Source organism: Klebsiella sp. CSG-1 (assembly GCF_056521145.1).
Map to the genome: position 1 here is coordinate 398,105 of NZ_JBWNLD010000004.1, position 23,121 is coordinate 421,225.

24 protein-coding genes and 1 pseudogene are annotated in these 23,121 nt (G+C 52.6%); 16 read left to right on the plus strand and 9 right to left on the minus strand.

The annotated features are described in order from the left end of the window. Nucleotides 1-207 precede the first annotated feature (207 nt). From AC007G_RS12770 to AC007G_RS12810, 9 genes are all read left to right on the plus strand, one after another. Nucleotides 208-1,374: an aldo/keto reductase gene (locus tag AC007G_RS12770; protein WP_185935649.1), complete on the plus strand. Its 1,167-nt coding sequence runs from the start codon at nucleotides 208-210 to the stop codon at nucleotides 1,372-1,374. A 14-nt stretch (nucleotides 1,375-1,388) separates the two neighbouring features. Continuing rightward, the gene (locus AC007G_RS12775; protein ID WP_032695915.1) at nucleotides 1,389-2,069 is read left to right on the plus strand and encodes a heavy metal response regulator transcription factor; all 681 of its coding nucleotides are present in this window, start codon (nucleotides 1,389-1,391) and stop codon (nucleotides 2,067-2,069) included. 15 nt (nucleotides 2,070-2,084) lie between these two features. Beyond that, a complete protein-coding gene (locus AC007G_RS12780; protein WP_032695914.1) occupies nucleotides 2,085-3,554 on the plus strand; it encodes a heavy metal sensor histidine kinase in 1,470 nt (489 codons plus the stop codon). A gap of 64 nt (nucleotides 3,555-3,618) precedes the next feature. Next, entirely contained in the window at nucleotides 3,619-4,275 is a 657-nt protein-coding gene (locus AC007G_RS12785) for a flavodoxin (protein WP_077267086.1), read from the plus strand. A 51-nt stretch (nucleotides 4,276-4,326) separates the two neighbouring features. Next, nucleotides 4,327-4,974, plus strand: a complete 648-nt coding sequence (locus AC007G_RS12790; RefSeq protein WP_318327864.1) for a DUF4405 domain-containing protein — start codon at nucleotides 4,327-4,329, stop codon at nucleotides 4,972-4,974. A 107-nt stretch (nucleotides 4,975-5,081) separates the two neighbouring features. Then, nucleotides 5,082-5,561, plus strand: coding sequence for a (R)-mandelonitrile lyase (locus AC007G_RS12795; protein ID WP_099972772.1), 480 nt, complete (start codon nucleotides 5,082-5,084; stop codon nucleotides 5,559-5,561). Then, nucleotides 5,539-6,300, plus strand: coding sequence for a carboxymuconolactone decarboxylase family protein (locus tag AC007G_RS12800; RefSeq protein ID WP_318327865.1), 762 nt, complete (start codon nucleotides 5,539-5,541; stop codon nucleotides 6,298-6,300). The genes AC007G_RS12795 and AC007G_RS12800 overlap by 23 nt, the downstream gene beginning before the upstream one ends. A gap of 9 nt (nucleotides 6,301-6,309) precedes the next feature. Beyond that, nucleotides 6,310-6,894, plus strand: a complete 585-nt coding sequence (locus tag AC007G_RS12805; RefSeq protein WP_046852666.1) for a flavodoxin — start codon at nucleotides 6,310-6,312, stop codon at nucleotides 6,892-6,894. A 107-nt stretch (nucleotides 6,895-7,001) separates the two neighbouring features. After that, nucleotides 7,002-8,066 carry an alpha/beta hydrolase gene (locus tag AC007G_RS12810; RefSeq protein WP_318327867.1) on the plus strand — a complete coding sequence of 355 codons (1,065 nt, stop codon included), beginning with the start codon at nucleotides 7,002-7,004 and terminating at the stop codon, nucleotides 8,064-8,066. Nucleotides 8,067-8,255: 189 nt separating this feature from the next. Here AC007G_RS12810 and AC007G_RS12815 read toward each other — a convergent pair whose 3' ends face one another. The 4 genes from AC007G_RS12815 to AC007G_RS12830 form a co-directional block, all read right to left on the minus strand. After that, nucleotides 8,256-9,083 carry an aminoglycoside phosphotransferase family protein gene (locus tag AC007G_RS12815; RefSeq protein ID WP_032700131.1) on the minus strand — a complete coding sequence of 276 codons (828 nt, stop codon included), beginning with the start codon at nucleotides 9,081-9,083 and terminating at the stop codon, nucleotides 8,256-8,258. A 242-nt stretch (nucleotides 9,084-9,325) separates the two neighbouring features. Further along, a complete protein-coding gene (locus AC007G_RS12820) occupies nucleotides 9,326-10,189 on the minus strand; it encodes an efflux RND transporter periplasmic adaptor subunit (protein ID WP_132468198.1) in 864 nt (287 codons plus the stop codon). Beyond that, a complete protein-coding gene (locus tag AC007G_RS12825) occupies nucleotides 10,186-10,401 on the minus strand; it encodes a DUF1656 domain-containing protein (protein WP_004850424.1) in 216 nt (71 codons plus the stop codon). Before AC007G_RS12825 ends, AC007G_RS12820 begins: the two co-directional genes overlap by 4 nt. Beyond that, nucleotides 10,391-12,430, minus strand: a complete 2,040-nt coding sequence (locus AC007G_RS12830) for an FUSC family protein (protein WP_318327874.1) — start codon at nucleotides 12,428-12,430, stop codon at nucleotides 10,391-10,393. Before AC007G_RS12830 ends, AC007G_RS12825 begins: the two co-directional genes overlap by 11 nt. A 77-nt stretch (nucleotides 12,431-12,507) precedes the next feature. Here AC007G_RS12830 and AC007G_RS12835 point away from each other — a divergent pair, with 77 nt between their 5' ends. Both AC007G_RS12835 and AC007G_RS12840 read left to right on the plus strand, forming a co-directional pair. Further along, the gene (locus tag AC007G_RS12835; protein ID WP_032688040.1) at nucleotides 12,508-13,302 is read left to right on the plus strand and encodes an AraC family transcriptional regulator; all 795 of its coding nucleotides are present in this window, start codon (nucleotides 12,508-12,510) and stop codon (nucleotides 13,300-13,302) included. Nucleotides 13,303-13,451: 149 nt separating this feature from the next. After that, a pseudogene (locus tag AC007G_RS12840) lies at nucleotides 13,452-13,748 on the plus strand (transposase); the annotation flags it as partial. 142 nt (nucleotides 13,749-13,890) lie between these two features. Here the strand turns inward: AC007G_RS12840 and AC007G_RS12845 are convergent. The 4 genes from AC007G_RS12845 to AC007G_RS12860 all read right to left on the minus strand — a co-directional run bounded on the left by AC007G_RS12845 (nucleotide 13,891) and on the right by AC007G_RS12860 (nucleotide 17,776). Continuing rightward, complete coding sequence (locus AC007G_RS12845; RefSeq protein WP_099001066.1) at nucleotides 13,891-15,045, minus strand: MFS transporter; 1,155 nt, start codon at nucleotides 15,043-15,045, stop codon at nucleotides 13,891-13,893. A gap of 79 nt (nucleotides 15,046-15,124) precedes the next feature. Further along, nucleotides 15,125-15,727, minus strand: coding sequence for a TetR/AcrR family transcriptional regulator (locus AC007G_RS12850; RefSeq protein WP_032688042.1), 603 nt, complete (start codon nucleotides 15,725-15,727; stop codon nucleotides 15,125-15,127). Nucleotides 15,728-16,166: 439 nt separating this feature from the next. Next, the gene (locus AC007G_RS12855) at nucleotides 16,167-17,060 is read right to left on the minus strand and encodes a dihydrodipicolinate synthase family protein (RefSeq protein WP_142631137.1); all 894 of its coding nucleotides are present in this window, start codon (nucleotides 17,058-17,060) and stop codon (nucleotides 16,167-16,169) included. Between the two features lie 20 nt (nucleotides 17,061-17,080). Continuing rightward, the gene (locus tag AC007G_RS12860; RefSeq protein ID WP_032688044.1) at nucleotides 17,081-17,776 is read right to left on the minus strand and encodes a B3/B4 domain-containing protein; all 696 of its coding nucleotides are present in this window, start codon (nucleotides 17,774-17,776) and stop codon (nucleotides 17,081-17,083) included. A 43-nt stretch (nucleotides 17,777-17,819) separates the two neighbouring features. Between AC007G_RS12860 and AC007G_RS12865 the strand changes: the two genes are divergently transcribed. The 4 genes from AC007G_RS12865 (at nucleotide 17,820) to AC007G_RS12880 (ending at nucleotide 21,198) form a co-directional block, all read left to right on the plus strand. Then, nucleotides 17,820-18,422 (plus strand): helix-turn-helix domain-containing protein, encoded by a 603-nt coding sequence (locus AC007G_RS12865; RefSeq protein WP_032688045.1) that lies wholly within the window; start codon nucleotides 17,820-17,822, stop codon nucleotides 18,420-18,422. 76 nt (nucleotides 18,423-18,498) lie between these two features. After that, nucleotides 18,499-18,960: a GNAT family N-acetyltransferase gene (locus AC007G_RS12870; protein WP_046852673.1), complete on the plus strand. Its 462-nt coding sequence runs from the start codon at nucleotides 18,499-18,501 to the stop codon at nucleotides 18,958-18,960. A gap of 369 nt (nucleotides 18,961-19,329) precedes the next feature. After that, the gene (locus AC007G_RS12875) at nucleotides 19,330-20,181 is read left to right on the plus strand and encodes an aldo/keto reductase (RefSeq protein WP_032695902.1); all 852 of its coding nucleotides are present in this window, start codon (nucleotides 19,330-19,332) and stop codon (nucleotides 20,179-20,181) included. 27 nt (nucleotides 20,182-20,208) lie between these two features. After that, on the plus strand, nucleotides 20,209-21,198 hold the full coding sequence (locus tag AC007G_RS12880) for an aldo/keto reductase (RefSeq protein ID WP_032695901.1): 990 nt from the start codon (nucleotides 20,209-20,211) through the stop codon (nucleotides 21,196-21,198). Between the two features lie 24 nt (nucleotides 21,199-21,222). Here AC007G_RS12880 and AC007G_RS12885 read toward each other — a convergent pair whose 3' ends face one another. Beyond that, nucleotides 21,223-22,116, minus strand: coding sequence for a LysR family transcriptional regulator (locus AC007G_RS12885; protein WP_142631139.1), 894 nt, complete (start codon nucleotides 22,114-22,116; stop codon nucleotides 21,223-21,225). Between the two features lie 148 nt (nucleotides 22,117-22,264). Here AC007G_RS12885 and AC007G_RS12890 point away from each other — a divergent pair, with 148 nt between their 5' ends. Next, entirely contained in the window at nucleotides 22,265-23,044 is a 780-nt protein-coding gene (locus tag AC007G_RS12890) for an SDR family oxidoreductase (protein ID WP_142631136.1), read from the plus strand. The last annotated feature ends 77 nt before the right edge of the window (nucleotides 23,045-23,121 follow it).

A 23,121-nucleotide genomic window follows, 5' to 3' on the forward strand; every position in this document is an offset into this window, starting at 1 on the left:
AAATTAAATATGCAGCCTCAGGTTAGGGAGAACAGGCTGTCAGCTGCGTGACCGAGAAATAACATTTTTGTCAGGAAGCGGCCGGGATGGGGAAGTGTTCCTGACAGCGCTGTCAGGTAAGCGTCAGCTTTATGTTGGCTAGCAAGGAGCAGAATGATCTCGCTTAAAGGAGATTCATGTTCAATTTTCTGAGAAACGGAGCGATCAATGAAAAGCCAGAATGCCCCAACAATGCCAGAGCGGCGCAAGCTATTAGTCGCCGGGGCGGGTATTGCCGCCGCCTCGCTGATTCCCCACGTATCGGCGGCGAGCCAATCCTCTCAGATCGATTCATCCAGACAATCCAGCCAACGCAATGCTGCTCCGGGTAAGCGTAAGCTCGGGAAGCTGGAAGTTTCTGCCGTCGGTCTGGGCGTGCAGAACATGAGTCGCAAATACGACACGTCCGTTCCCTGGCGTCCCGAGATGGTCAATGTTATCCACCGGGCATTTGATGAAGGTGTGACGTTCTTCGATGCCGCCGAAGCCTACGGCCCGTTTGAAGTCGAAAAAATTCTCGGAGAAGGCGTCGCCCCGTTCAGGGACAAAATCGTTATCGCCACCAAGTTTGGCTGGAACATTGACCAGCAGACGGGTAAGCGTCTGCCGGGCCTTAACAGCAGGCCGGAGCATATCAGGCAGGTCGTCGACAATATGCTCAAACGCCTGCGTACCGATCGCATCGACTTACTGTATCAACACCGTGTTGATCCGCAGATCCCGATCGAAGATGTCGCCGGTGTGGTGAAAGATTTAATGGATCAAGGAAAAGTCCTGCACTGGGGTCTGTCTGAAATGGGTATCAACACGTTGAGACGCGCCCACGCAGCATTACCCGTGACCGCCGTACAAAGTGAATACTCCATGCTCTGGCGCGGCCCTGAGAAACAGGTGCTTCCGGTGTGTGAAGAGCTGGGCATTGGGTTCGTGCCATGGAGTCCACTCGGCGTGCAATTTTTAACCGGCTGGATTGATGAGAATACCCGGTTCGCTACCGGTGATTTCCGCGCGACAGAAACGCGCTTCTCGCCTGATAACCTGCCACACAACTTACAACTGGTTGAACTACTGAAATCCTGGGCAATAAGAAAAAATGCCGCGCCGGGACAGATTGCGCTGGCATGGCTCCTGGCCCGTAAACCCTGGATAGTTCCCATCCCTGGCACCACCAATAAAGACCATATGCGGCAAAACACAGCGGCTAGCGGCGTGTCGCTGACCGCCACGGAGATGACCGAGCTCACTCGCTCACTGGATACCATCACTATCCAGGGTCAACGTCTGCCGGATGCCGTGCAGGTTTATTCCGATGTTGAAGCACCGTTGCAAAGTTAAGAGGAAATCCCGTTATGCGCCTGTTGTTAGTCGAAGATGAAGAAAAAACGTCAACCTATCTCAACCGTGCGCTGGGTGAGTCCGGATTTACGGTCGATATCTCCGCCGATGGCGCGGAAGGCCTTCATTACGCGCTGGAGTTCGATTATGACGCCATCATTCTTGATGTGATGCTGCCGGGGATGGATGGCTACCGGGTACTCGAGGGGGTGCGAGCCGTCAAACAGACGCCGGTGCTGATGCTCTCGGCACGGGGATCGGTCGACGAACGGGTCAAAGGGCTTCGCCTTGGCGCTGATGATTATCTCCCGAAACCCTTTTCGCTTATTGAACTGGTGGCGCGTATTCAGGCCCTGGTGCGGCGCCGGGCTGTGGATGGCGCAGACATCACCCAGTTGCACATTCACGATCTACATCTCGACTTACTGGCTCGCCGGGTATTTCGCGCCGGAACGCGACTGGAACTGACCGCGAAAGAGTTTTCCCTGTTGAGCCTTCTCTCCCGCCATCAGGGAGAAATTCTGTCAAAGATGATGATTGCTGAGCAGATATGGGACATGAATTTTGACAGCGATGCCAACGTGGTTGAAGTCGCCATTAAACGTCTGCGCGCCAAAGTGGATGCCCCGTTCGACATTAAGCTGCTTCATACCGTCCGTGGCATGGGGTACGTCCTTGAAGTCCGCGCTGAATAAATGAAGGGGATAAGCATGCTTAAGCGCTCCATCTCAGTCCACCTGGCGCTGATGTTTGCCCTGTCCGCGCTGCTGATTGTTTCCGTTATCGGTATCCTGCTAAGAAGCTCCCTGCATGACTCTCTGCAAAAGCAGATGCACAATGAGCTGTTGTTCCGGGAATCATTGATGAGTCCATGGATCACCGCCCGCACCTCGGCTGACGGCTGGTCGACGCTGGCCAGTAAATTTACTCTGTTAACCAATTCTGAAGGTGAGCGCGTTCGCTACTGGATAGTGAGCGATGACCCGCGCTTTAGTATAGGGGGAACGCCGCCGCTGGGAGTGCAGTGGCCCGTTTTACAAGAGGGGTTTAATCGCGTGCCCGGCGCATCGGAAGGCGCATGCTCGCTGTTCCTGTTAGTCAAAACCATCCCCGCCAACGGTGAAAGGCCGGAGCTGCGCTACGTGGTTGCCATCGACTCCACGCCGTATATGGGCACTCTGAATGCCTTCACGCGTACGCTGCTGATTATTGCCGCCCTGGGCGTAGCGATCGTCGCCCTGCTGGGATATGTCGTTTCAAGGATTGGTCTGCGCCCGGTGGGGATGCTCAGTAAACAGGCACAACATCTCGCGCCGGTGGACCATGGCCAACGCCTGAATACCCGCGCATTGCCCGAAGAGCTACAGCAGTTAGCCTCATCTTTTAACGGCGTATTAGCGCGTCAGGAAGTCGCCTGGCGACAGCTTGAAAGCTTTAACGCCGATGTCGCCCATGAACTCCGCACACCGCTGACGAACCTGATTGGTCAGACGCAACTGGGTCTCTCACGCCGACGCTCGCCTGATGAGCTGGAAGAGTTACTGGGTTCAAATCTCGAGGAGCTGGAGCGAATGACGTCGATCGTGAACGACATGCTGTTCCTGTCCCATGCCCATGCGGGTGAACATGCTTCCCAGCTTACGCAGGTGTCCCTGCGAGAAGAAACCCTGAAAACCGCGGAGTATGTTGAGCCCTCTTTTGCAGAAAAACAGCTTTCTCTGGATGTTGAGGGCGATGTCACCGCGCACATCGACCGGCGGCTGTTCCACCGCTCGCTGGCCAATTTACTGGAAAACAGCGCAAGACACTCCCCCTCCACTAGCACGGTTACGGTGCGCCTAAGCGAAAAAAACAATCAAGCCTGTGTGGCAGTTTCTAACCCTGGCGATGCGATAGCACCAGAGCACTTACATCGGCTTTTTGAACGGTTTTATCGTGTCGACACCTCCCGGGCCAGGAGTGATACCCATCATGGGCTGGGCCTGTCGATCGTGCGTGCCGTTGCCATTATGCACCGGGGAGATGTCTTTGCCCGCAGTGAAGGTGGCATCAATACCTTTGGGCTGACGTTTGCTAAACAGCCTGACGCTATCCGAACAGAGGGACTGATTTCAGAGACAAAATCGGGACGCCAACGCGCTAAACCTGCTGACGAAATTGTCAGAGAGCCGTCAGTCTGATGTCAGGCTACTTGCGCCAGAATCACCGCTCAGACTCACCACTGCTGATTGAAGGAAGGAAACAGTGAGAATAAACAAGTTATTTAGCGGGTTTCTGGCGATAATTGTCACGGGGCTTCTGGGACAGCCCGCGTTCGCAGCAGAGAATTCATCCGCTCAGTCCCGCACGCTGATTATCTACTTTTCACAACCCGAGGAAATGAAACCTGATGCGGCGGATGGTTTTTCCGGGGCCAGCGTATTACAAAAAAATACCCCAGAGACCGGCAGCACGCAGTTTATTGCGCAGTTGGTTCAGAAACAGACTCACGGCGACCTGTTTCGCCTTGAAACAACCAGCGCCTACCCTCGCCAACATGATGCGCTTTTACGCGTTGCCGAAAAGGAGCAGCAAACTCAAGCCAGGCCCGCGCTAAAAACGCCGCTCCCCGCTCTCAGCGATTACGACACCATTTACGTCGGCTATCCCATCTGGTGGTATACCATGCCAATGGTGATATATAGCCTTTTTGAGCAAAATGATTTTGCCGGTAAAACGGTCATCCCCTTTACCACCCATGGTGGCAGCCGGTTAGCCGACTCCCTACGAGAAATTGCCCGCATGCAGCCGCAGGCCAAATTAGTCACTCGCGCGCTCTCGATCTCGCGCAACGATATTTCAGATCCTGACGTACCCGCGCAAGTTGAGCAATGGGTAAAACAAGTCCAGCCGCAGCGTTAAGCCATCGACATGAAGAAAATTTATATTTTTCAGGTGATGCAGGATACGCTAATGACGTTACTTCTGCTGGTGCTGATGGGGTTTCATCTTCAGGATGAAATCGTGCATGAATGGGCGGGGATTATTTTTTCACTGCTCATCATATTGCATTTATACCTTAACAGACATCGCTTGTGGTCATTGTCGGCGAAAATGCCTTTAACCATGCGGATAATTAACAGAGTCATTAATGCTGTGACATTCGCTGTTATCCTGACCGCTATTGTCTCTGGCATGATGCTGTCACGACATATCCTTCTGGACCTGCCGTTCCACAACCCGGCAAGCTGGGTCAGAAAAGTACACATGACGTCGGTCCACTGGGGAATGCTCATTCTGGCGCTGCATATCGGGTTGCACTGGAAAATGCTGGCAACCTTTTTCTGTCGGATCCTGAACATCGCCGACGACTCACGCTTTGCAAATGTCATTATGCCGGGGATTTTTTCGCTCATCGCACTACTGGGTTTATACTGGCTTCTGAATCTGAACTATCTCGACTATTTGTTGATGAAGGTTGATTTCTACTTTTTCGATTACGACGAATCCCCCCTTCTGTTTTATTTACGCTATCTGGCTATTATTATTTTATTTTCATTAATGACACGCTTTTTGCTTTGGTGCCTTATTTTTAGACAGTACAAAGCGCTGTCACCATAATTGGGGTTAACTGACAGAATTGTCAGGGGGTCGTCAGCCTGACGACATGTCACCCTTATTACAATCATTGCAGGCCATCCCCCTCATTGTAGATAAGGACGCTTTGCATGATCGGACATTTACGTTACCTCGGGCTGTTACTGCCCCTCTTCACCTTTTCATCCTCGGCAGCGGAGCAAAATCCCGCTGTCCAAATCGCCCCCGCCGGAAGCCAGAATGCGGTGTATGGGCCAGCGGAGAATTTTACCGGTCGCGTCAGGGTTGATCCTCTTTTCAAATCTGATAACGAAATGAGCGTTTCCGGGGCTTATGTCACCTTTGAACCGGGAGCCCGCTCCGCCTGGCATACGCATCCGGCAGGTCAGCGGCTGATCGTGACCTCGGGTGTTGGGCTCACCCAACAAGCAGGTCAGCCGGTACAGGTCATCCGTACGGGTGACGTTGTCTCTTGCCCGGCGGGCGTTAAACACTGGCACGGGGCTGCCCCTGGCAGTGCAATGACGCATCTGGCGATTACCGGGATTGTGGATGGCAAAAGCGTTAACTGGATGGAGAAAGTGACAGATGAACAATACCACGCCCATTAAGGCATTAACGGCAGCGCTACTGCTGACCTTTGGTTTTGGTCTCACGGCACATGCTGCGCCCGTCAATAAAGGAGCCTCAGAAATGAACCAGCCATCAACCGTTTCAGATACGCTGTCAGCTCGCCAGCAGGCCATCCCGTTGATCGCGGCATCGATGGCCAGCAGTCAGATGGACAAGCTGAATGCGGCACTGAATCAGGGGCTTGACGCCGGGCTCACGATAAACGAAGCCAAAGAGATTCTCGTCCAGCTCTATGCCTACACCGGCTTCCCTCGTAGCCTGAATGCACTTAGCGAACTGATGAAAGTCGTCGAAGCACGCAAACAACGTGGCATCGAAGACGTTGAGGGTAAAGAGCCTGTCGCCCCCGTCCCCACCGGGGTGGAACTTCGCCGGGTCGGGACCGCGAACCAGACCAAAATCTCAGGCGCGCCCGTCCAGGGGCCGCTGTTTGATTTTGCGCCGGTCATTAATCAGTTTCTGCAAACGCATCTGTTCGGCGACATTTTCGCCCGCGATAACCTCGACTGGCAGAGCCGCGAGCTGGCAACGGTTGGCGCATTAGCGGCCACGCCGGGCGTTGAAGCCCAGCTGCTATCGCATACGCGAGCCAGCATGCGGGTCGGCCTGACCGCCGCGCAGCTGCGCCAGCTGGCACAGGTTCTGCGTGAGCATGGCGAAAGTGATGCAGCTACGCGAGCGGAAAAGGCGCTGCAACAGGCGCTCGCAAACCATTAGGAGTTGGCTATGGAGCATGATCCCCACCGCAGAATGTTAATCACCGCACTTGCCGGGCTGACGCTGGCGAACGTCTCCCTGGCATCGGCAGCCACCGGAAACGCGAACGTGCAGGGTAAAAGCCGTGTTCTGGTGGCGTACTTTTCCCGCAGCGGAAATACACGGGTGATTGCCGGCGTCATTCACCGCAACCTGAATACCGATCTGTTTGAAATTGAACCGGCTACGCCTTATCCGGAAGACTATTTCCAGACCGTGGAACAGGCGAAAAATGAGCGTGAGCGAGGCGTAAAACCCGCCTTAAAAAATCGCGTCGCAGATATCTCACGCTATCAGACCGTGTACTTAGGTTTTCCCATCTGGGGGACCAGCGTGCCGCCTGTAGTGCAGGCATTTCTCAGCAGCCATAACCTTGCGGGCAAATTACTGATCCCCTTCATTACTCACGGCGGCTACGGTAAAGGAGACAGCGACGACATCCTTACCAGCCTGGCCCCAACAGCCCGTCGGGAAAAACCGCTGGTCATTGAATGCGACCAGGAGCGAAGAACCACAGAAACGGTCAACAGCTGGTTAGAAACCCTACGCGGCTAATCGTCCGCATTTATGAGTCGGACAAATAGGGGCAATCAAGGCTGCTAAATAATTCACTCCGGCCATTCAGATATGATTGAACGGCAAACATAACAGAGGATGTCATTTTGAAGACAATCTTAAAAACGCTGGCCATCTGCGTGATGGCGGGTGGCCTGATGGCTCAGTCGGTATACGCCGAGCCGCTGGTCATTCAGGAACAGGGAAGCTTTTCTGCTGGTGGCACTATCATCACCGCACCAGGAACATTTGATGCAAAAAAGCCGCTGGATTCAGCTGGCCAAACCTATCATGGCGATCATGCCTCAGTGTTCTACCAAATCCCGGAGAATCCGCATAAATACCCTATCGTCATGCTGCACGGCGCAGGTCAGTTCTCCCGTACCTGGGAAAGTACCCCGGATGGTCGCGAAGGGTTCCAGAACATCTTTCTGCGTCGCGGGTTCTCAACTTATCTTGTCGATCAGCCACGCCGGGGCAGCGCCGGACGCACTACGGTAGAAGGTACTGTTACGCCTAAACCGGATGAACAGATGTGGTTCAACCAGTTCCGCGTTGGCGTGTGGCCAGAGTATTTTAAGGGCGTTCAGTTCTCTCACGACAAAGAAGCACTGAATCAGTATTTCCGTCAGATGACCCCAAATACCGGGCCGTTTGATATCAATGTTATCTCTGATGCGATGTCAGCCGTCGTGTATAAATCCGGCCCGGCAATCCTCTTCACCCACTCTCAGGGCGGCGGACCTGGCTGGTACACGGCGATGAAAAACAACAAGGTCAAAGCCATTGTCGCTTTTGAGCCTGGCAGCAGCTTTGTCTTCCCTGAAAAAGAACTCCCAGCCCCTATGCCAAGCGCGTTCGACACGCTGAAGGGTGAGCCGGTGCCGATGGAGCAGTTTATGGCTCTGACCAAAATCCCGATTCTGATTATTTACGGCGATAACATACCGGATAAACCTGTCGCCATGCCCGCGCAGGACAGCTGGCGCGTACGCCTGGCGATGGCTCGTGAGTGGCGTGACGTGGTGAACAAGCATGGCGGGGATGTCACTGTGACGCATCTGCCTGAGACAGGTATCAAAGGTAATACCCACTTCCCGTTCTCTGACCTCAACAATGTGCAGATTGCTGATTTAGTGAGTCAGTTCCTGAAGGAAAAAGATCTGCAATAACAAGAGGGGGTATTGAGCCTTTATTATTGAGGGCTCAATACACACATCAGAATTAAAAAATGGACGACTTTTGGTGGAAAGGTGTTGAACGTGACGGCCGACCTTGAGCAAAGAGCGGGCTTTCAGATTGTCATTGAACAGCAAATGAGAAGTGGGATGGTGACTCAGCAGCCCGGCGTTGCCGGCATCTCATACGCTCAGTTCAGCAATAGCCAACTCAGCAATTTCAACCTGGACTGATATACGATCATTGCATTCGAGCGACCATGCCGCTGAGAGCCCGCACCATGCAATTATCCACTGCAGAAGTCGCTCTCTATTGATTCCCGACATCTCAGTGACGATCTCAAGTCGCTGTTTAAAAATACCCGGTACTCTTGCAACATAATGCTCAGGATTACCAAGATCCGGATTGGTGAAAATATTAGCAAAGTCGAATCCTCGTTCGCCTTGTAGCCCTTTGGGATCAATGGCCAGCCAACCAGATGATGCGAAATCAAGCACGTTATCGTGATGCAAGTCACCATGTAATACAACGACGTCTTGCGCAGAGGAGAGCAGTTCCTGGGAGATCTCTGCGCACTGCGCCAGAATACCTCCATGCGCAAGGGCTGCGGGTTTTAGCGAAGAAAACCAGCGATGGAGAGGTGTAAGGTTTGGCAAGGGTTTATCTGACTTGCGGTGAAGCCTGTTCGCAGTTGCACACAAAATATGACAGGCTTCATTGTCTTGACCATTTCTGGACATCGTTGACAGTGCTGCCGTTCCCGTAGCGCGAGCGAGTAGAATAGCTTCTTTTTCATAAGCAAGAACCTGCGCTGCACCGTTACCTTCCCACCATGCCATCAGTGAGTTCCCGGTTTGCTCATCCGCATCATCAGTCACTTTCAGCATAGCCTTAATACCCTGCGTTGCTGTTTTTACCGGGAGCAAGGTTGATGTATGCGTTATAAATTTCTCGCCATCCGGAATGAGTAACCAACGATTTAACCAAAAACTTAACGTGTCTGTATCCATCGATATTCCTTTAAAATCCTTATTGCCGCCGGGCGTACTGAGGCATACATCCGAACTATATTAACCTATGGATCCCGATATTCCCTGAAGTTGTACTGTGGATTGAGAACGTCCATTTCTGGCACAAAGCAGGGACCTGGCAAGCTGCTGTATCAGAACGGTTGCTCACGCTCTATTTATCGCGGCTGGAGTCACGCAAACCGCTCTTCCACAATGCCCGCCGTCAGGACGGTTAAAAACTTTTAAGGCATAATAGAAACGCTGGCGGATAACCCTGCCACCAGTTCAATTCCCTCCGGTATCTTATCTAACTGGATACGTACAGGTACTCGCTGCGCAAGTCGTACCCAGCTGAAGGTGGGATTGACATCCGGCAGCCCAAGCCCGCCCGTCTCGTCATTGCTATCATCGATTCCCCGGCCGATACTCTCCACATGCCCCGTGATGGGCGGCTCGAACCCCATCAGCGAAATTTGTGCGGCGTTCCCGATACGAATATGACGCAGTTTGGTCTCTTCAAAATAACCCACCACCCAGAAACTGTGCGCATCGACAACGGCGACCTTTGTCTCTCCCACCGTGGCGTAGTCGCCTGGGCGAAGTCGAAGATGCGTGACGTAGCCGGCAACCGGTGCGCGCACGGTAGCATGAGATAAATTAAGCTGCGCCAGTTCCAGCGCAGCCAGCGCCCCCTGATAATTGGCCGCCGCGACGCGTGCTGCACTGCCTGTTTGCTGGATGTCCTCGCCGGAGATGACCCCTTTAATGAGCGCTCGTCGCCTGGCCGCATCCTGGCGCATCAGCATCTCATGACGTTTTGCTTCAACATCGGCCTGCGCGCTGAGCACGGCCAGCGTCAGCCAGCGCGGGTCGATAGCATAAAGCACGTCGCCCTGGTTAACCCACTGATTATCCCGGACAGCCACGCGGCTCACCGGCCCGGAAACATCCGGCGCAATCTGCACCACATCTGCCCTAACCCGTCCATCGCGAGTCCAGGGCGTCTGCGCATACTGTTTCCAGAAAATAAACGCCACGCAAGTCGCCACCGCCACTGCGATTAACGTCAGCGCGTAACGACCGAGCAAACAGAGTAAAGGTTTCATGCGAATAACCCCAGTGTGGTCAGGCCCTGCAAAAGCAGGAAAAAGGTCACGATATAGGTTGAGACATCAAGCAACGGGCGTAAGGGCAAACGCCGGTAAAGTCTGCTGAACGAAAAAAGCGGCACGAGTAACAGCGTACAGACCAGAGCGATAAGCGCGGTCAGCAGCAGCCCGGGGATAAAAACACCGCCGATATTGATGTCATTTATCATGAGTAGGTTCCTTGTTCTGTGTCCGTAGCGCGCAGTGCAGATCAACCAGCCGGTCGACAAACTGGCATGACTGTTCATTTGTCGCGGGCAAGCAGAGAGCTGCCATTACGGCAAGACGCTCGCGTAAGACGGCGGTTTTCGTTGTACCGGTCAGATGATAAAGCACCTCGTTGATCTCGCTGCCTGCGGGCGTATCGCAACGGCGCAAGCGCATCACACAGAGACCAATGCGCAGAAAGTGTACCAGGCTCTCAAGCGCCCGTGCGGATGACGGCCCGCTGCGCGGCAAGCGTGGCAGCAACAGCGCGGCCCGGTCGATCATCAGATTGGTCCAGTGCGTTTCATCGCCTTTAAACACGCCGTTCACGCTGCGGCGAATATCGCGTTGGCAAAGTTTTAGCAGACGGTTTATCGCCGCGTCCGCCTGTACGGTTTGCAGCAGACTCATGCCGATAACCGCAAAGCCGGTCGCGAAAAACAGAGCGATAGCGGTGTTGGCCGCGTCGGCGAAGTCGCCGCTGTAGCGTGCGCCCAGCTCGCATAGCACAGGCAGCGTCAGGGTAATCCCCATCGCCATAAAAGTCGTGGGCGGCCGCGCCTGCAGTGACCCGGCAAGCAGATAGACCGGGGCAAGCGCCGCCACCAGCACCGGGAAATCGCTGAGCGGGGGAAGCAGCGCGAAGCTGTAGATAAGGCTTATCAATACGCCCCAGACGGAACCGATAATGTATTTGACAATATGCGGGGCCGGCGTATCGAAACTGCCAAACAGCGTGCAGCAAACCCCAAGAATCGAGACCGCCGTGCCGCCATCGGGCCAGGCGGAGTAAATCCATAGCAGACAGCCGCCCAGAATGATGACAAAAGCGCCCAGCGCCGTTCGGGCGGCACTGAGGGCATCGCGATGGAAAACATACCCTTTCGCCGCATGATCTTCTGCCTGAATGGGGGCGGATTTGGCGTGATGGATGGCATCCGAAAGACGCTCACACTGTTGCAGGAGGGTCATCAACTCAACGATATAGCGTAAGAAATTCACCCGCAGCGCCTCCTCAAACGTCAGTGCCTGCGCAGCGTGCCGCTGTGCTAACTGCGCGCTGCGTTGTTGAAGCGCATCCGCTGTTTTTTTGCGTTTCCCGGTATTGTCACAGGTCAGCCAGGCCTGAACATCATCCAGCAGCGTCTGTATATCGGCGGGCATCTCCGCGATCGCCTGTAAACGATCGCATAATTCGCCGTTGACAATAACTAACCGCGCCAGCCTGTCATGGAGCGCTTTCCTGGCCTGGCGGACCGGAACCGAAAGCGCAAAATCATACGGGATGTGGTGGCTGACGCCCTGCAGGAACTGTAGCGCCAGCGCCAGATGCAGCGGTTCTGACTGCGCGTTGGACTTGCCCGCCAGAGTGTCGGCAATCCGCTGACGCGTGGCCTGCAGCGTCTGCGCTAATTTGCTGTTAAACAGCCCTGATATCCGGGTAGGCAAAATATACCGGTGAATCAGCGCGGCGCAGACGATGCCGATGGTGATCTCCTGTAGCCGAATGATGGCGATGTTAAACACCGTGCCGGGGTCAGAGACGGCAGGAAAACCAATCAGGCTTGCGGTATAACCGGCCAGTACAAAGGCATAGGCGCGGGGCGTGCGTTCAAGCAGGGATAAATAGAGGCAGAAGCTGATCCAGCCTGCCAGAATCACGCTGCATAAAATCGGCGTATTCACAAACGTGGGCACAATCAACACCGTGGCCCCCGCGCCGGCCACGGTCCCTGCCAGGCGATATAGACTCCTGCTCAAAGACGCGCCCACCGAGGTTTGCGAAACGATATAGACGGTGATGATGGCCCATGAGGGCCGTTCAAGGCCAATCGCCAGGGCAATGTAATACGCGAGCATCGCGGCGACAAAACTCCTGACGGAATAGAGCAGCGCATGGGCGTCGCTCAGTAGCGCGGGTGAGGCTATGCGGCCTGACCAACGGCTTATCGCGTGCAAAGCACGACTATGATGGGGAGTGAATTTTCTCATGCCGGGAATTATTCCCGCTTTGCGCTTGTCCTTAAATACTCTATTCTGTCAAAAAATACCTAAATGTTGCCAATGAGATGCCATCCAGACTTGCCCATACCCTGTTTGATCCCGATAGCACGCCGAGCCCGGCCGTCGCGCGGCATATTGATTTCGTTGATTATGCAGCAGAAGTGCCGGTTCATACGCACCGCAAGGGGCAACTGATTGTTGCCCTGTATGGGGCAGTGATTTGTCGCGCGGAAAACGATATCTGGATAGTGCCGCCGGATTGCGCGGTGTGGATCCCCGGCGGGATCCCCCATAGCGCCAAAGCGACCTGGAATGCGCATCTCAACTATTTGTTTATTGAACCCGGCGCCGCCGCGCTGCCGGAAAAATGTTGCACGCTGGCAATTTCTCCGCTGATTAAACAGTTAGTTGACCGCTTAACGAATGAGGGGGTTGATTACGTAGCGGAGAGCCATGCTGGCAGGCTGATCAGAGTGACGCTCGATGAACTGGCCACCATGCCGCAGCAGCAATTGAGTCTGCCGGTTTCGGCACACCCTAAGATCCGCGCCATGGCTGATGCGCTGGTCAGCCACCCGGAGGATCGCAGCACGTTTAAAGCCTGGGCGAAACGGCTGGCGCTCAGCGAGCGTTCATTAGCACGCCTGATGCTGCGCGAAACCGGGCTGACCTTCGGGCGCTGGCGTCAGCAACTGCATTTGATTATTGCCCTTCGGGAGCTGGCAAGTGGGGTATCGGTGCAAAACGTCGCGGCTAATCTGGGGTATGAGTCGGTAAATGCGTTTATCACCATGTTCAGAAAAACGATGGGTAGCACGCCCGCGCACTATTTTGCCGGTCGAAGAACGGCAGCTCCCTGAGTGACGCGCAGGCTGGATACGGCGGTGCCATGTCCGCGTCTGGCACGGAGCGGACGAGCTGGCTGGGCTGGAGGTCCGCTATGAGCGGTGAGTTCAACGGGTCGATGCAACGCCATCCTTAATCGAAGGGGGACGTTGCCATGAAACGAAAGAAGATGCATCAGGACTGGTCGCCGGAACAAATCGCCGGTTGGCTGAAACGCTGTTATCCGGATAATCAGGAAATGCATGTGTCACACGAAACGATATATAAAACGCTTTTTATACAAACCCGAGGGCATTAAAAAAGAACTGCAGCAATGCCTCAGAAGCGAAAGAGTCGTCGTAGATCCAGAACATTATCGCTAAAAGGGAAAGGATTAGGGGCAATCCCGGATACAATCTCTATCAGCGAAAGGCCACCTGAAGCCGCTGACAGAGCCATACCAGGTCACTGGGAAGGTGATGATCCAAGGCTCTAGATCGATAAAGACCCCGGCACGCAGAACCCACTCGATGATAAAGGCCAGTGAATTTTGAATAAAAATTAACGGCTAAATCGACGCCCCATGACTTTTATAATCAAGGTGTTTTTATCTTCGGAACCTATTAACTCCAGCCTTGTTTACTACGACGGAGATAAGGTAATACGGATAATAAAGCCAGAGCCGCTAATACCATTCCAATCCATAATGCTGAACGCAAACCGAATCCAGATGAAATTGCCATTCCACCTAAATAAGAACCGCCACCTAATCCAATATTAATAATGGAAGTATGAACAGCATTAACCATGGGTCCTGGATGTGCCACACTGACAATTCTTGCCATCATTGCCGGATTCATTGGCACGCCTGACAAACCGATGAGTATGACAGCCAGAATAGCAATAACCTGATATTGAACAAATAGTGCCATGCCGAGCAAAGAAATACTCAGTATTGTTAAGCCGACAACCATAACAGCTAAACTATGGCGATATGCAAGACGTCCCGTTACCATATTACCGATGATATTGGCTAGTCCATAAAGCATCAGAATGAAGGGAACCGTCTGCATTGTAAATTCACTGACATCAGTCAACACGGGAACAAAATAACTGAATGCCGCAAAACTTGCACCCAAAATCAAACAGCTGGTTGCACAGGCTTTCCAATAGGCTTTATTTTTAAATGCCTTAATCTCTTCCGCCATCTTGATAGCACCGCCGCCGCTCATATGTGGCAATAAGCGTACTAATGCTAACTGGCATATGAAAACCAGGACCGCGACCAGCCCAAAACTCATTTTCCAGCCCCAGTGCTGGTCAATGATTGTCGCGATAGGTACACCAAAGACATTGGATACCATAAAACCTGCTATCACTATTGATGCGGCACGAGGGCGATTTTCTACAGAGACAAGAGCCATACTTGTCGCGAGCGAAAGACTTAAACACCCTGCACACAAAATACCTGTCACGATTCGAATAGCAACTAACACATTGTAATCTGAAACAAAGATGCTTAATCCTTGTACGATAACATATAACCCTAACAGCCATAATAACGTTGAACGATAGGGTGCTTTAAACTTAAGAAAGGCGTAGGTTAATACCGGGCCACCTAGCATTACACCGAATGCATAATATGAAATCAAATGCCCGACTTCGCCGACTGTAACACCAAATGCTTCAGATAGCGTGGTCATCATACCCGCCACCATTAACTCTGCTGTACCTAATGAAAAAATGGCTAACCCTAAAATATATACGACTAATGGCATAGTTTTTTATTCTCTCCTTGTATTGGAACGATCGTTACAAAAATAAGTGCAAGTAAACAATGAACTTTTACGCTTAAATTTATAAATTGATTAACAGACCAGCGACGACATCTTCGAGGATTTTTCTATCTGAAATGTTTTTATTCAGTACACGTAAACCGTAATAGCCTGCCATAAAGCCTCTCGCCATTTCGACGGCTGATGCTTTATTGTTTAGTTCACCGCTTCGTTGACCTTCGATGAATACCGCCACCAGCGTTTGTTCTAAATGCTGACGATATTCATTATTCAGGTTCGCAACGGCTTCATCTTTACTGCCCATCTCCAGGGCTGAAAATAAGACCATCGCATCATGCTGCTCTGGCTGAGAAAGATCTTCGGCAATACCCCAGAGCAGAAGGGTATGCAATCGCTCTTTTACCGGACCTGGTTGTGTGAGTATTGTTAACTGTGCTGACATAGTTTGTTCGTGGCTGCGCAACAAAGCTTGCTCGTACAGGGCTTGCTTGCTTCCAAAGGCATTGTATAGGCTTCCCCGCCCTAATCCCGTACCATTGCATAAATCTTGCGCAGAGGTGCCTGCATAACCATTGGCGCTGAAAACAGCGACGGCAGCATCAATGACATCCTGATCTTCGAACTTTCGTGGACGACCTGGAAAGGTTGGTTTTTCAGCACTCATAGGGATGTGGGACTTGAAATGAGTTGAGGCGGCATAGTATTGATTATGGAACGATCAGTCAAATAATTTTCATAAAAAAATCAGCAGTGATGCGCCGACAGCTTTTTTTATGAATTGCCATGCGTTTCTGTAGAGGAACGTGTGGATTTTATCCTTTCCAGGATAGTACGTTGATAAAACGGCAACTACGCGTAATGGTTAATTTTCACACCTGAATCTGCCGTATTCTAGTGAACATACAACTTCCGCTCCTGGCTCGAAGCAGACTGACTTTAGGTGCATGGTGGCCGCTTCGAGCAAGAAACGGACCTTTGTCATCCTGGCGTAAAATTCGCCACGTGGTCAGATGATAGCAATACCTCTTTCTGAGGGTTGTCATGAAAAGTTTTGCACGTTCGGTTTTCTACAGGCCCGGCAGCCTGCCGGTCCAATAGAGGGATTATTTCAGTTCCAGTACTCTTATCACCCCGGCAATATCCGCAATATCCCCCGCCGACAGTGGCTGAAGAGGTCGAGGCAAACAATCCGTGTCAGTCAGCCCAAGCACGCCTGCGGCGGCGGCAATAACCCGGATACTTCCTCTATGTTTACGGAAAAGCGCCCACAAAGGCTCAAGGCGGGTTGTCAGGGCCGTGACGCGCTCATGCTCGTTCGCCGCCGCGGCTTCAGTGATTTGTTTCGCCGTCTCCGGGAACAAACCGCCGCTCACGGAGTACCAGACTTCGCAGCCGGCGTTTAATCCCAGCCCGGCATAAGCATCTCCACTGATACCGATGGTTACGCCAGGGCGCAAATGTTGACGCAACGCCCCTACCCGCTCAGCCGCTGCTGCCGGGCTATCAGGGACGCCCGGGATCTTAAGCGAACGCACACCCTCCAGTGATGAGAGAAGGCCATGCAGTTCATCCGTAAAGGTAAAATGCGTGGTGCCCGGATTATCATAGATGCATACCGGTACCGACACGTGCCGGGTAACGGTCTCAAAGAGTGCGAAGACTTCTTCGTCACGGAGCGACTGGTAGCTAACCGCCGGGAGCAGCAAGGCATCTGCGCCTGCCGCTTGCGCATCGTCTGACAGATGCAGGATGGCATCCGTGCTGACAGCCCCCACACAGACCATGACAGGGATGTCCCCGGCATGCTGTTTTGCCAGAGTCGCTACGCGCTGGCGTTGCTCTCGGGTCAGATACGCATAGCTACCGGTTGACCCCAGGATCCCCATAGAATCAACCCGAGCTTCTGTAAGGCGGGAAAGTATATGACTGAAGCCCTTTTCGTCCACGCCGCTGGCGGTGATTGGGGTTAACGGGAACGCAGACAAGCCGGTAAACATAGTGTTTCTCCTGAATGATATTACTGGCGTTGCTCTTCGATGAGAGCAACAGCAAACCACAGACCTGGCATCATTTTTTCAAGACCGTCAGTCAGCATTTTCCCGGCGTCGTAAAGCTTCTCCAGCGGCATCTGCGGCAGATTTTCCAGAATAAACCACATGTGTTGAGCCTCCACGCTTAAGCGGGTTCTTACCCCCTGTCGCCAGTTCCAGCGGCGGCAGGTTACGCCTGAATCATCGCGCCAGATAACTTCATGTTGTGAAGGATATTCAACGGCGGTGTCCCCCTCTTTTACCGTATCAAAAGGCTCAGTGCCTTCTGCCACAACCAGACGTGGCGACCCCTGATAGGCAGCAATGTTTTCGCCACCAACCGGAATGGCGTAGCGGAGACTAACGGCGTTATAAAGATCAACGATGGGATCGAGCGCTGGCATCGTACCGTCACGTAATACGCGCTTACGTAACGCGTCAGCTGAACAAGGGGTGCGTTTGGGTTTAGCACCAAACTTCTGGAAAACCTCGGCCCATGCGGCCAGATGAGATTCCGCCCATTCAGGCTCACCGGCCAGAACCGCTTCACATGCCTCCCGCAGCGCCGTTTCTCCAATATCAGGGTTCAGCACCGGCGCCGCTTTTACGTAGATACTGAGTGCCCGAAAGCCGGGAGCAATACGATAAATTTCAGGGGCAATTGACGGAGAGACTGTTAACACGTGATAATCCTGTAATGACCAATTTAATCCATAATAATGACCGATGACCAAAAAAGTCAATTTAATGACCGACGCAAATGCTATCGTCAGCACCGTGAATGAAGCCGTATCTCAGCGGATTAAGCTGTATCGTAAACAAAAGAAAATATCACTCGATGAACTGTCCCGTCGGGCGGGCGTCAGTAAGGGGGCGCTGGTTGAGATTGAGGGATGCCGGGCGAATCCCAGCATTGCCCTGTTATGCCGGCTGGCTGCCGCGATGGGAGTTTCGGTGGCTGACTTTGTGGATGTCAGTGCAAAACCGACGGTTCATCTCATTGCTGAAGATGAGATCCCAGAATTGTGGGAAGGTGAAAAAGGCGGCAGAGCAAGGTTGCTGGCAGGATCTGGTGGCCCTGAGATGACAGAACTCTGGATGTGGGAAATGCAGGCGGGAGAAAAGTTTGCTTCACCCGGCCACCCGGCAGGGACGCTTGAGTTGTTTTATGTCCAGACGGGTACGCTCACCCTTGGCGTACAGGACCACCTGTATCTGGTGAAGACCGGTTGTTCGGCAACGGCCAGAACGGACGTTCCTCATTTCTATGAAAACCGGGGAGAGAGCCCATTGGTTTTCATCATGACCGTACATGAAAAAGCATCCTGAGTGTTGCCCGGTACAGAAGCCAACCCTCGCCAGTAAGGCTTGTCTCATCACAAATAAGTGCAGAAGGATACGTTCAGTGAATAATCAGCATCTGAGTTTTACCAAAGATAAATTTACTGTCACAACCGATCCCGCTTTTTTTCAGCTGGACGCCATTCACGATTACCTCTCACAATCGTCCTGGGCTCCTGGTATTGATGTCGAAACGGTCAGGTTATCCATCCAGAACAGCCTTTGTTTTGCGCTTCTGGATGGAACAAGACAAATCGGCTTCGCCCGTCTGGTCACCGACTATGCCACTTTTGGTTATTTGTGCGACGTCTACGTGCTGAACGATTATCAGAAAAGTGGTCTTGGCCGTTGGCTGATTGAATGCTGTCACGCCCATCCGGTGATGTCACGTCTGCGGCGGATAATGCTGGTAACCGACAGTGCGCCCTGGCTATACCAGAAGTTGGGGTATAGCCCGTTGAACCGGCAAGATTTTGTCTGGCAGATCAATCGACCAGACATTTATCGTAACCCCGGACAAAAATAAGCGGCGGTACCCACTCTATTTACCCGATACAGCGGCAGCCATGCATATTATCGTCACATGTTAGCCCTGTTAAAAAATGCTTTTCCGAGAGTAATGACCACTGTTAATCCGTAGGGCAAGTCCCTCTGCCGCAGAAGAACTTGCCATAATCCCTCCCCTGGTAAAGGAGTTGCACAACAACTTATGCGGAAGTGCTTTGCTGAATTTGCGTTAGCTGAACACACATTGCGCCGTCCACTTTTGGTAAAAAACCGATTGCCCCCTCTAAATTAATGAACAAATCTAATAAACCCTAGCTAATTACCCCATCTAATCGAATAAATCGCATTGCGTTATGCTTTTCCTACACAACAGCTGAAGGATAACGTCATGCAAACTGTAAAACTGAACAACGGGATTGAAATGCCCCTGCTGGGCTTTGGTGTGTTTCAGATGTCTGATGCCGCTGAGTGCGAAAGAGCCGTTATTGACGCCATTGATACGGGATACCGTCTGATCGATACCGCCGCGTCTTACCAGAATGAAACCCAGGTCGGGAACGCACTGAAACAGACCGGTATTGCACGTAACGAACTCTTTGTCACAACCAAACTGTGGTTGCAGGACACCCATTACGAAGGCGCTAAAGCACAGTTCGAACGCTCGCTGAATCGACTGCAACTTGATTACGTTGACCTGTACCTGATTCACCAGCCTTACGGTGATGTTCATGGGGCCTGGCGTGCCATGGAAGAACTGCAGCAGGCAGGCAAAATTCGCGCCATTGGCGTCAGCAATTTCCACCCTGACAGGCTGGCCGATCTTATCGCCTTCAACAACGTTGTCCCAGCGGTAAACCAGATTGAAGTTAACCCCTTCAACCAGCAGCTGCATGCGGTTCCATGGAATCAAAGCCGTGGTATCCAGCCGGAAGCCTGGGCACCGTTTGCAGAAGGTAAAAATGGTCTGTTCCAGCATCCGGTGTTAACAGCGATGGGTCAGAAGTACGGCAAGAGCGTAGGCCAGGTTGTGCTGCGGTGGATCTTCCAGCGAGGCGTCGTTTCGCTGGCGAAATCAGTACGCAAAGAGCGCATGGAAGAGAACATCAACATTCTCGATTTTGAACTCAGTTCTGAAGATATGCTGCAAATTGCCGCCCTTGATACCGCAACCAGCGCCTTCTTCTCTCACCGCGATCCGGCGATGGTGGAATGGCTGACCGGTCGCAAGCTGGATGTTTAAGCCGCAATAAAAAGAGGTATTTATTCAATGCAAAAACGTTATCTGGGTAAATCCGGACTCGAAGTCTCCGCCCTTGGACTCGGTTGCATGGGCTTAAGCCACGGCTACGGCCCGGCGACAGATACGCGTCAGGCGATCGAGCTTATTCGCGCAGCGGTTGAACGTGGCGTCACGTTCTTTGATACCGCCGAAGTGTATGGCCCATATCTTAATGAAGAGGTTGTCGGTGAAGCCTTAAAACCGTTTCGTGATCGTCTGGTCATCGCCACCAAATTTGGTTTTACCTTCGGTGCGGACAACAAGCAGCAGATTTTAAACAGCCGCCCGGAGCATATCCGTGAAGCTGTTGAAGGATCATTACGCCGTCTTAAGACTGATGTCATTGATCTGCTGTATCAACACCGTGTCGACCCGGATGTCCCCATTGAAGATGTTGCGGGAACGGTGAAAGACCTGATAGCTGAAGGTAAAGTCAAACATTTCGGTCTCTCCGAAGCGGGGGCGCAGACCATTCGTCGTGCGCATGCTGTACAACCTGTCACTGCCCTGCAAAGTGAGTACTCCATGTGGTGGCGCGAGCCTGAGCAGGAGATCCTGCCGTTGCTGGAGGAGCTGGGCATTGGTTTCGTGCCCTTCAGTCCATTAGGCAAAGGCTTCCTGACGGGATCGATTAAGCCAGGAACCACTTTCGGGAAGGATGATTACCGCAGTACCGTGCCGCGTTTCGCCGAACAAGCGATGGCAGCCAATGAAAAGCTGGTTTCGTTGTTGGGTGAACTGGCAGCCGGGAAAGGCGTAACGTCTGCGCAAATTGCACTGGCATGGTTGCTGGCACAAAAGCCGTGGATTGTCCCCATCCCGGGCACCACTAAACTGCACCGGCTGGAGGAAAACCTCGGCGCTGCCAACATCGTTCTTTCGCAGGATGACTCACGGCAGATAACCCAGGCGCTGGAAACGATTAAAATCGTCGGCGCACGTTACTCCCCTGAGCATCAGGCTCGCGTGGGCCGTTAATACCCGGACGGGTCTACGGACCCGTTATTCCTGGTAGCGAAGGGCATCGATCATCAGCGCAAAAGCGGGCGGATGCTGCTTACGACTGGGGTAGTAAAGATAATATCCGGGGAAAGACGGACACCAGTCCTGCAGAACCTGAATAAGCTCTCCTGACTTTATATAATCCTGCACCCTGTCTTCAGGTATACAGGCGATGCCAAAACCGGATAAAGCCGCATCAATCCTTTCCGCCTGCAGATTAAAGGTTACCTGCCCTTCTACTCTGACCCGCAACGGTTTCCCTTCCTTCTCAAACTCCCAATGATAAAGTCCACCGGCCGTCGGCAGGCGCATATTGATACAGCGATGATTTTGTAGCTCGTGCGGCGTTTCAGGGGCAGGATTTGTCGCGAAATAAGACGGCGCGCCCACCACAGCCATACGCATATCCGGCCCAATCCTCACGGCGATCATGTCTTTATCCACGCTTTCGCCCAGACGGATCCCGGCATCAAAACGCCCTTCAACAATATCGACAAAGCCGTTATCAACCACCAGTTCGAGATTAATTTCCGGATATTCCCTGAGGAAGGGTTTTAACTTAGGCCATACCAGACTTCGCGCGGCATGCTCCCCGGCGGATAAACGGATATTACCGGAGGCGGTGCCATTAAGTTGCACAAGCGATTCCAGCTCCTGCTCAAGATCGGCAATACGGGGTTCAAGGCAGGCAATAATTCTCTCACCGGCTTCTGTAGGGGCAACGCTTCGGGTCGTACGGGTCAGAAGACGGATATTTAGCCTTTCCTCCAGCGCTTTCATCGCATGGCTGAGTGCCGACTGAGAAACACCCAGTTTGCCCGCTGCTTTGGTAAAACTCCGCTCTCTTGCGACGACAAGAAAGATTTGCAGTTCATTGAAGTTTTCTTTGAGCATTGGCGATTTCCTTATGGATGCATTCCCTTCGCAGCGCACTCATGAAGGGTGTTCATAGACGCAATTATTTTAGCCCCATTACTGACAATAATGATAATTGATATTCTGGCCGTATCGAAAATAAATCTGAATTATCAGAAGGTTTATCATGAAAATACTCGTTGCCGGAGCGACAGGAAGTATAGGTCTGCATGTCGTAAATACCGCTATTGATATGGGCCATCACCCCGTGGCTCTGGTCAGAAATCGACGCAAAGTAAAACGGCTTCCTCGTGGCACGGATATTTTCTATGGCGACGTTTCCATGCCCGAAACCCTCACCGATCTGCCGAAAGATATTGATGCCGTCATCTTCACTCTCGGTTCCGATGGCCAGGGGCGTATTGGGGCCAGAGCGATAGATTACGGCGGTGTACGTAACCTTTTGCGAATGTTCAGGGATACCCCTGTTCGCATCAGCTTAATGACCACGATTGGCGTGACTGAACGACTCAGCACCTGGAATCAACGGACTGAGGTTCACGACTGGAAAAGGCGCGCCGAACGTCTGGTCAGGGCGAGTGGCCATCCCTACACCATCGTCAGGCCCGGCTGGTTTGACTACAACAATGATGATGAGCACAAAATCGTTATGCTGCAGGGCGATCGACGCCATGCGGGAACGCCGGAAGATGGCGTGATATCCCGAGAGCAAATCGCCCGGGTTCTGGTCAGCGCCCTGAGTAACGATGCGGCAAAAAATAAAACGTTCGAACTGGTGGCTGAACGAGGGGAAGCACAGCAGGATCTCACCCCTCTGTTTGCCGAGCTGCAAATGGATAATCGCCAAAAAAATGATGGGATTTTAGATATGGACAATATGCCCCTCAGTGAAGAACCTGAGTGCATTATTAACGAGCTGAACCAGTATGCACACAAGCTTAACTAAGCTAAAACCCTGACAATTTTGTCATATAGCGGTCAGCCTGATGACAGCTTAGATCTGTATATTTAAATATCAAGACG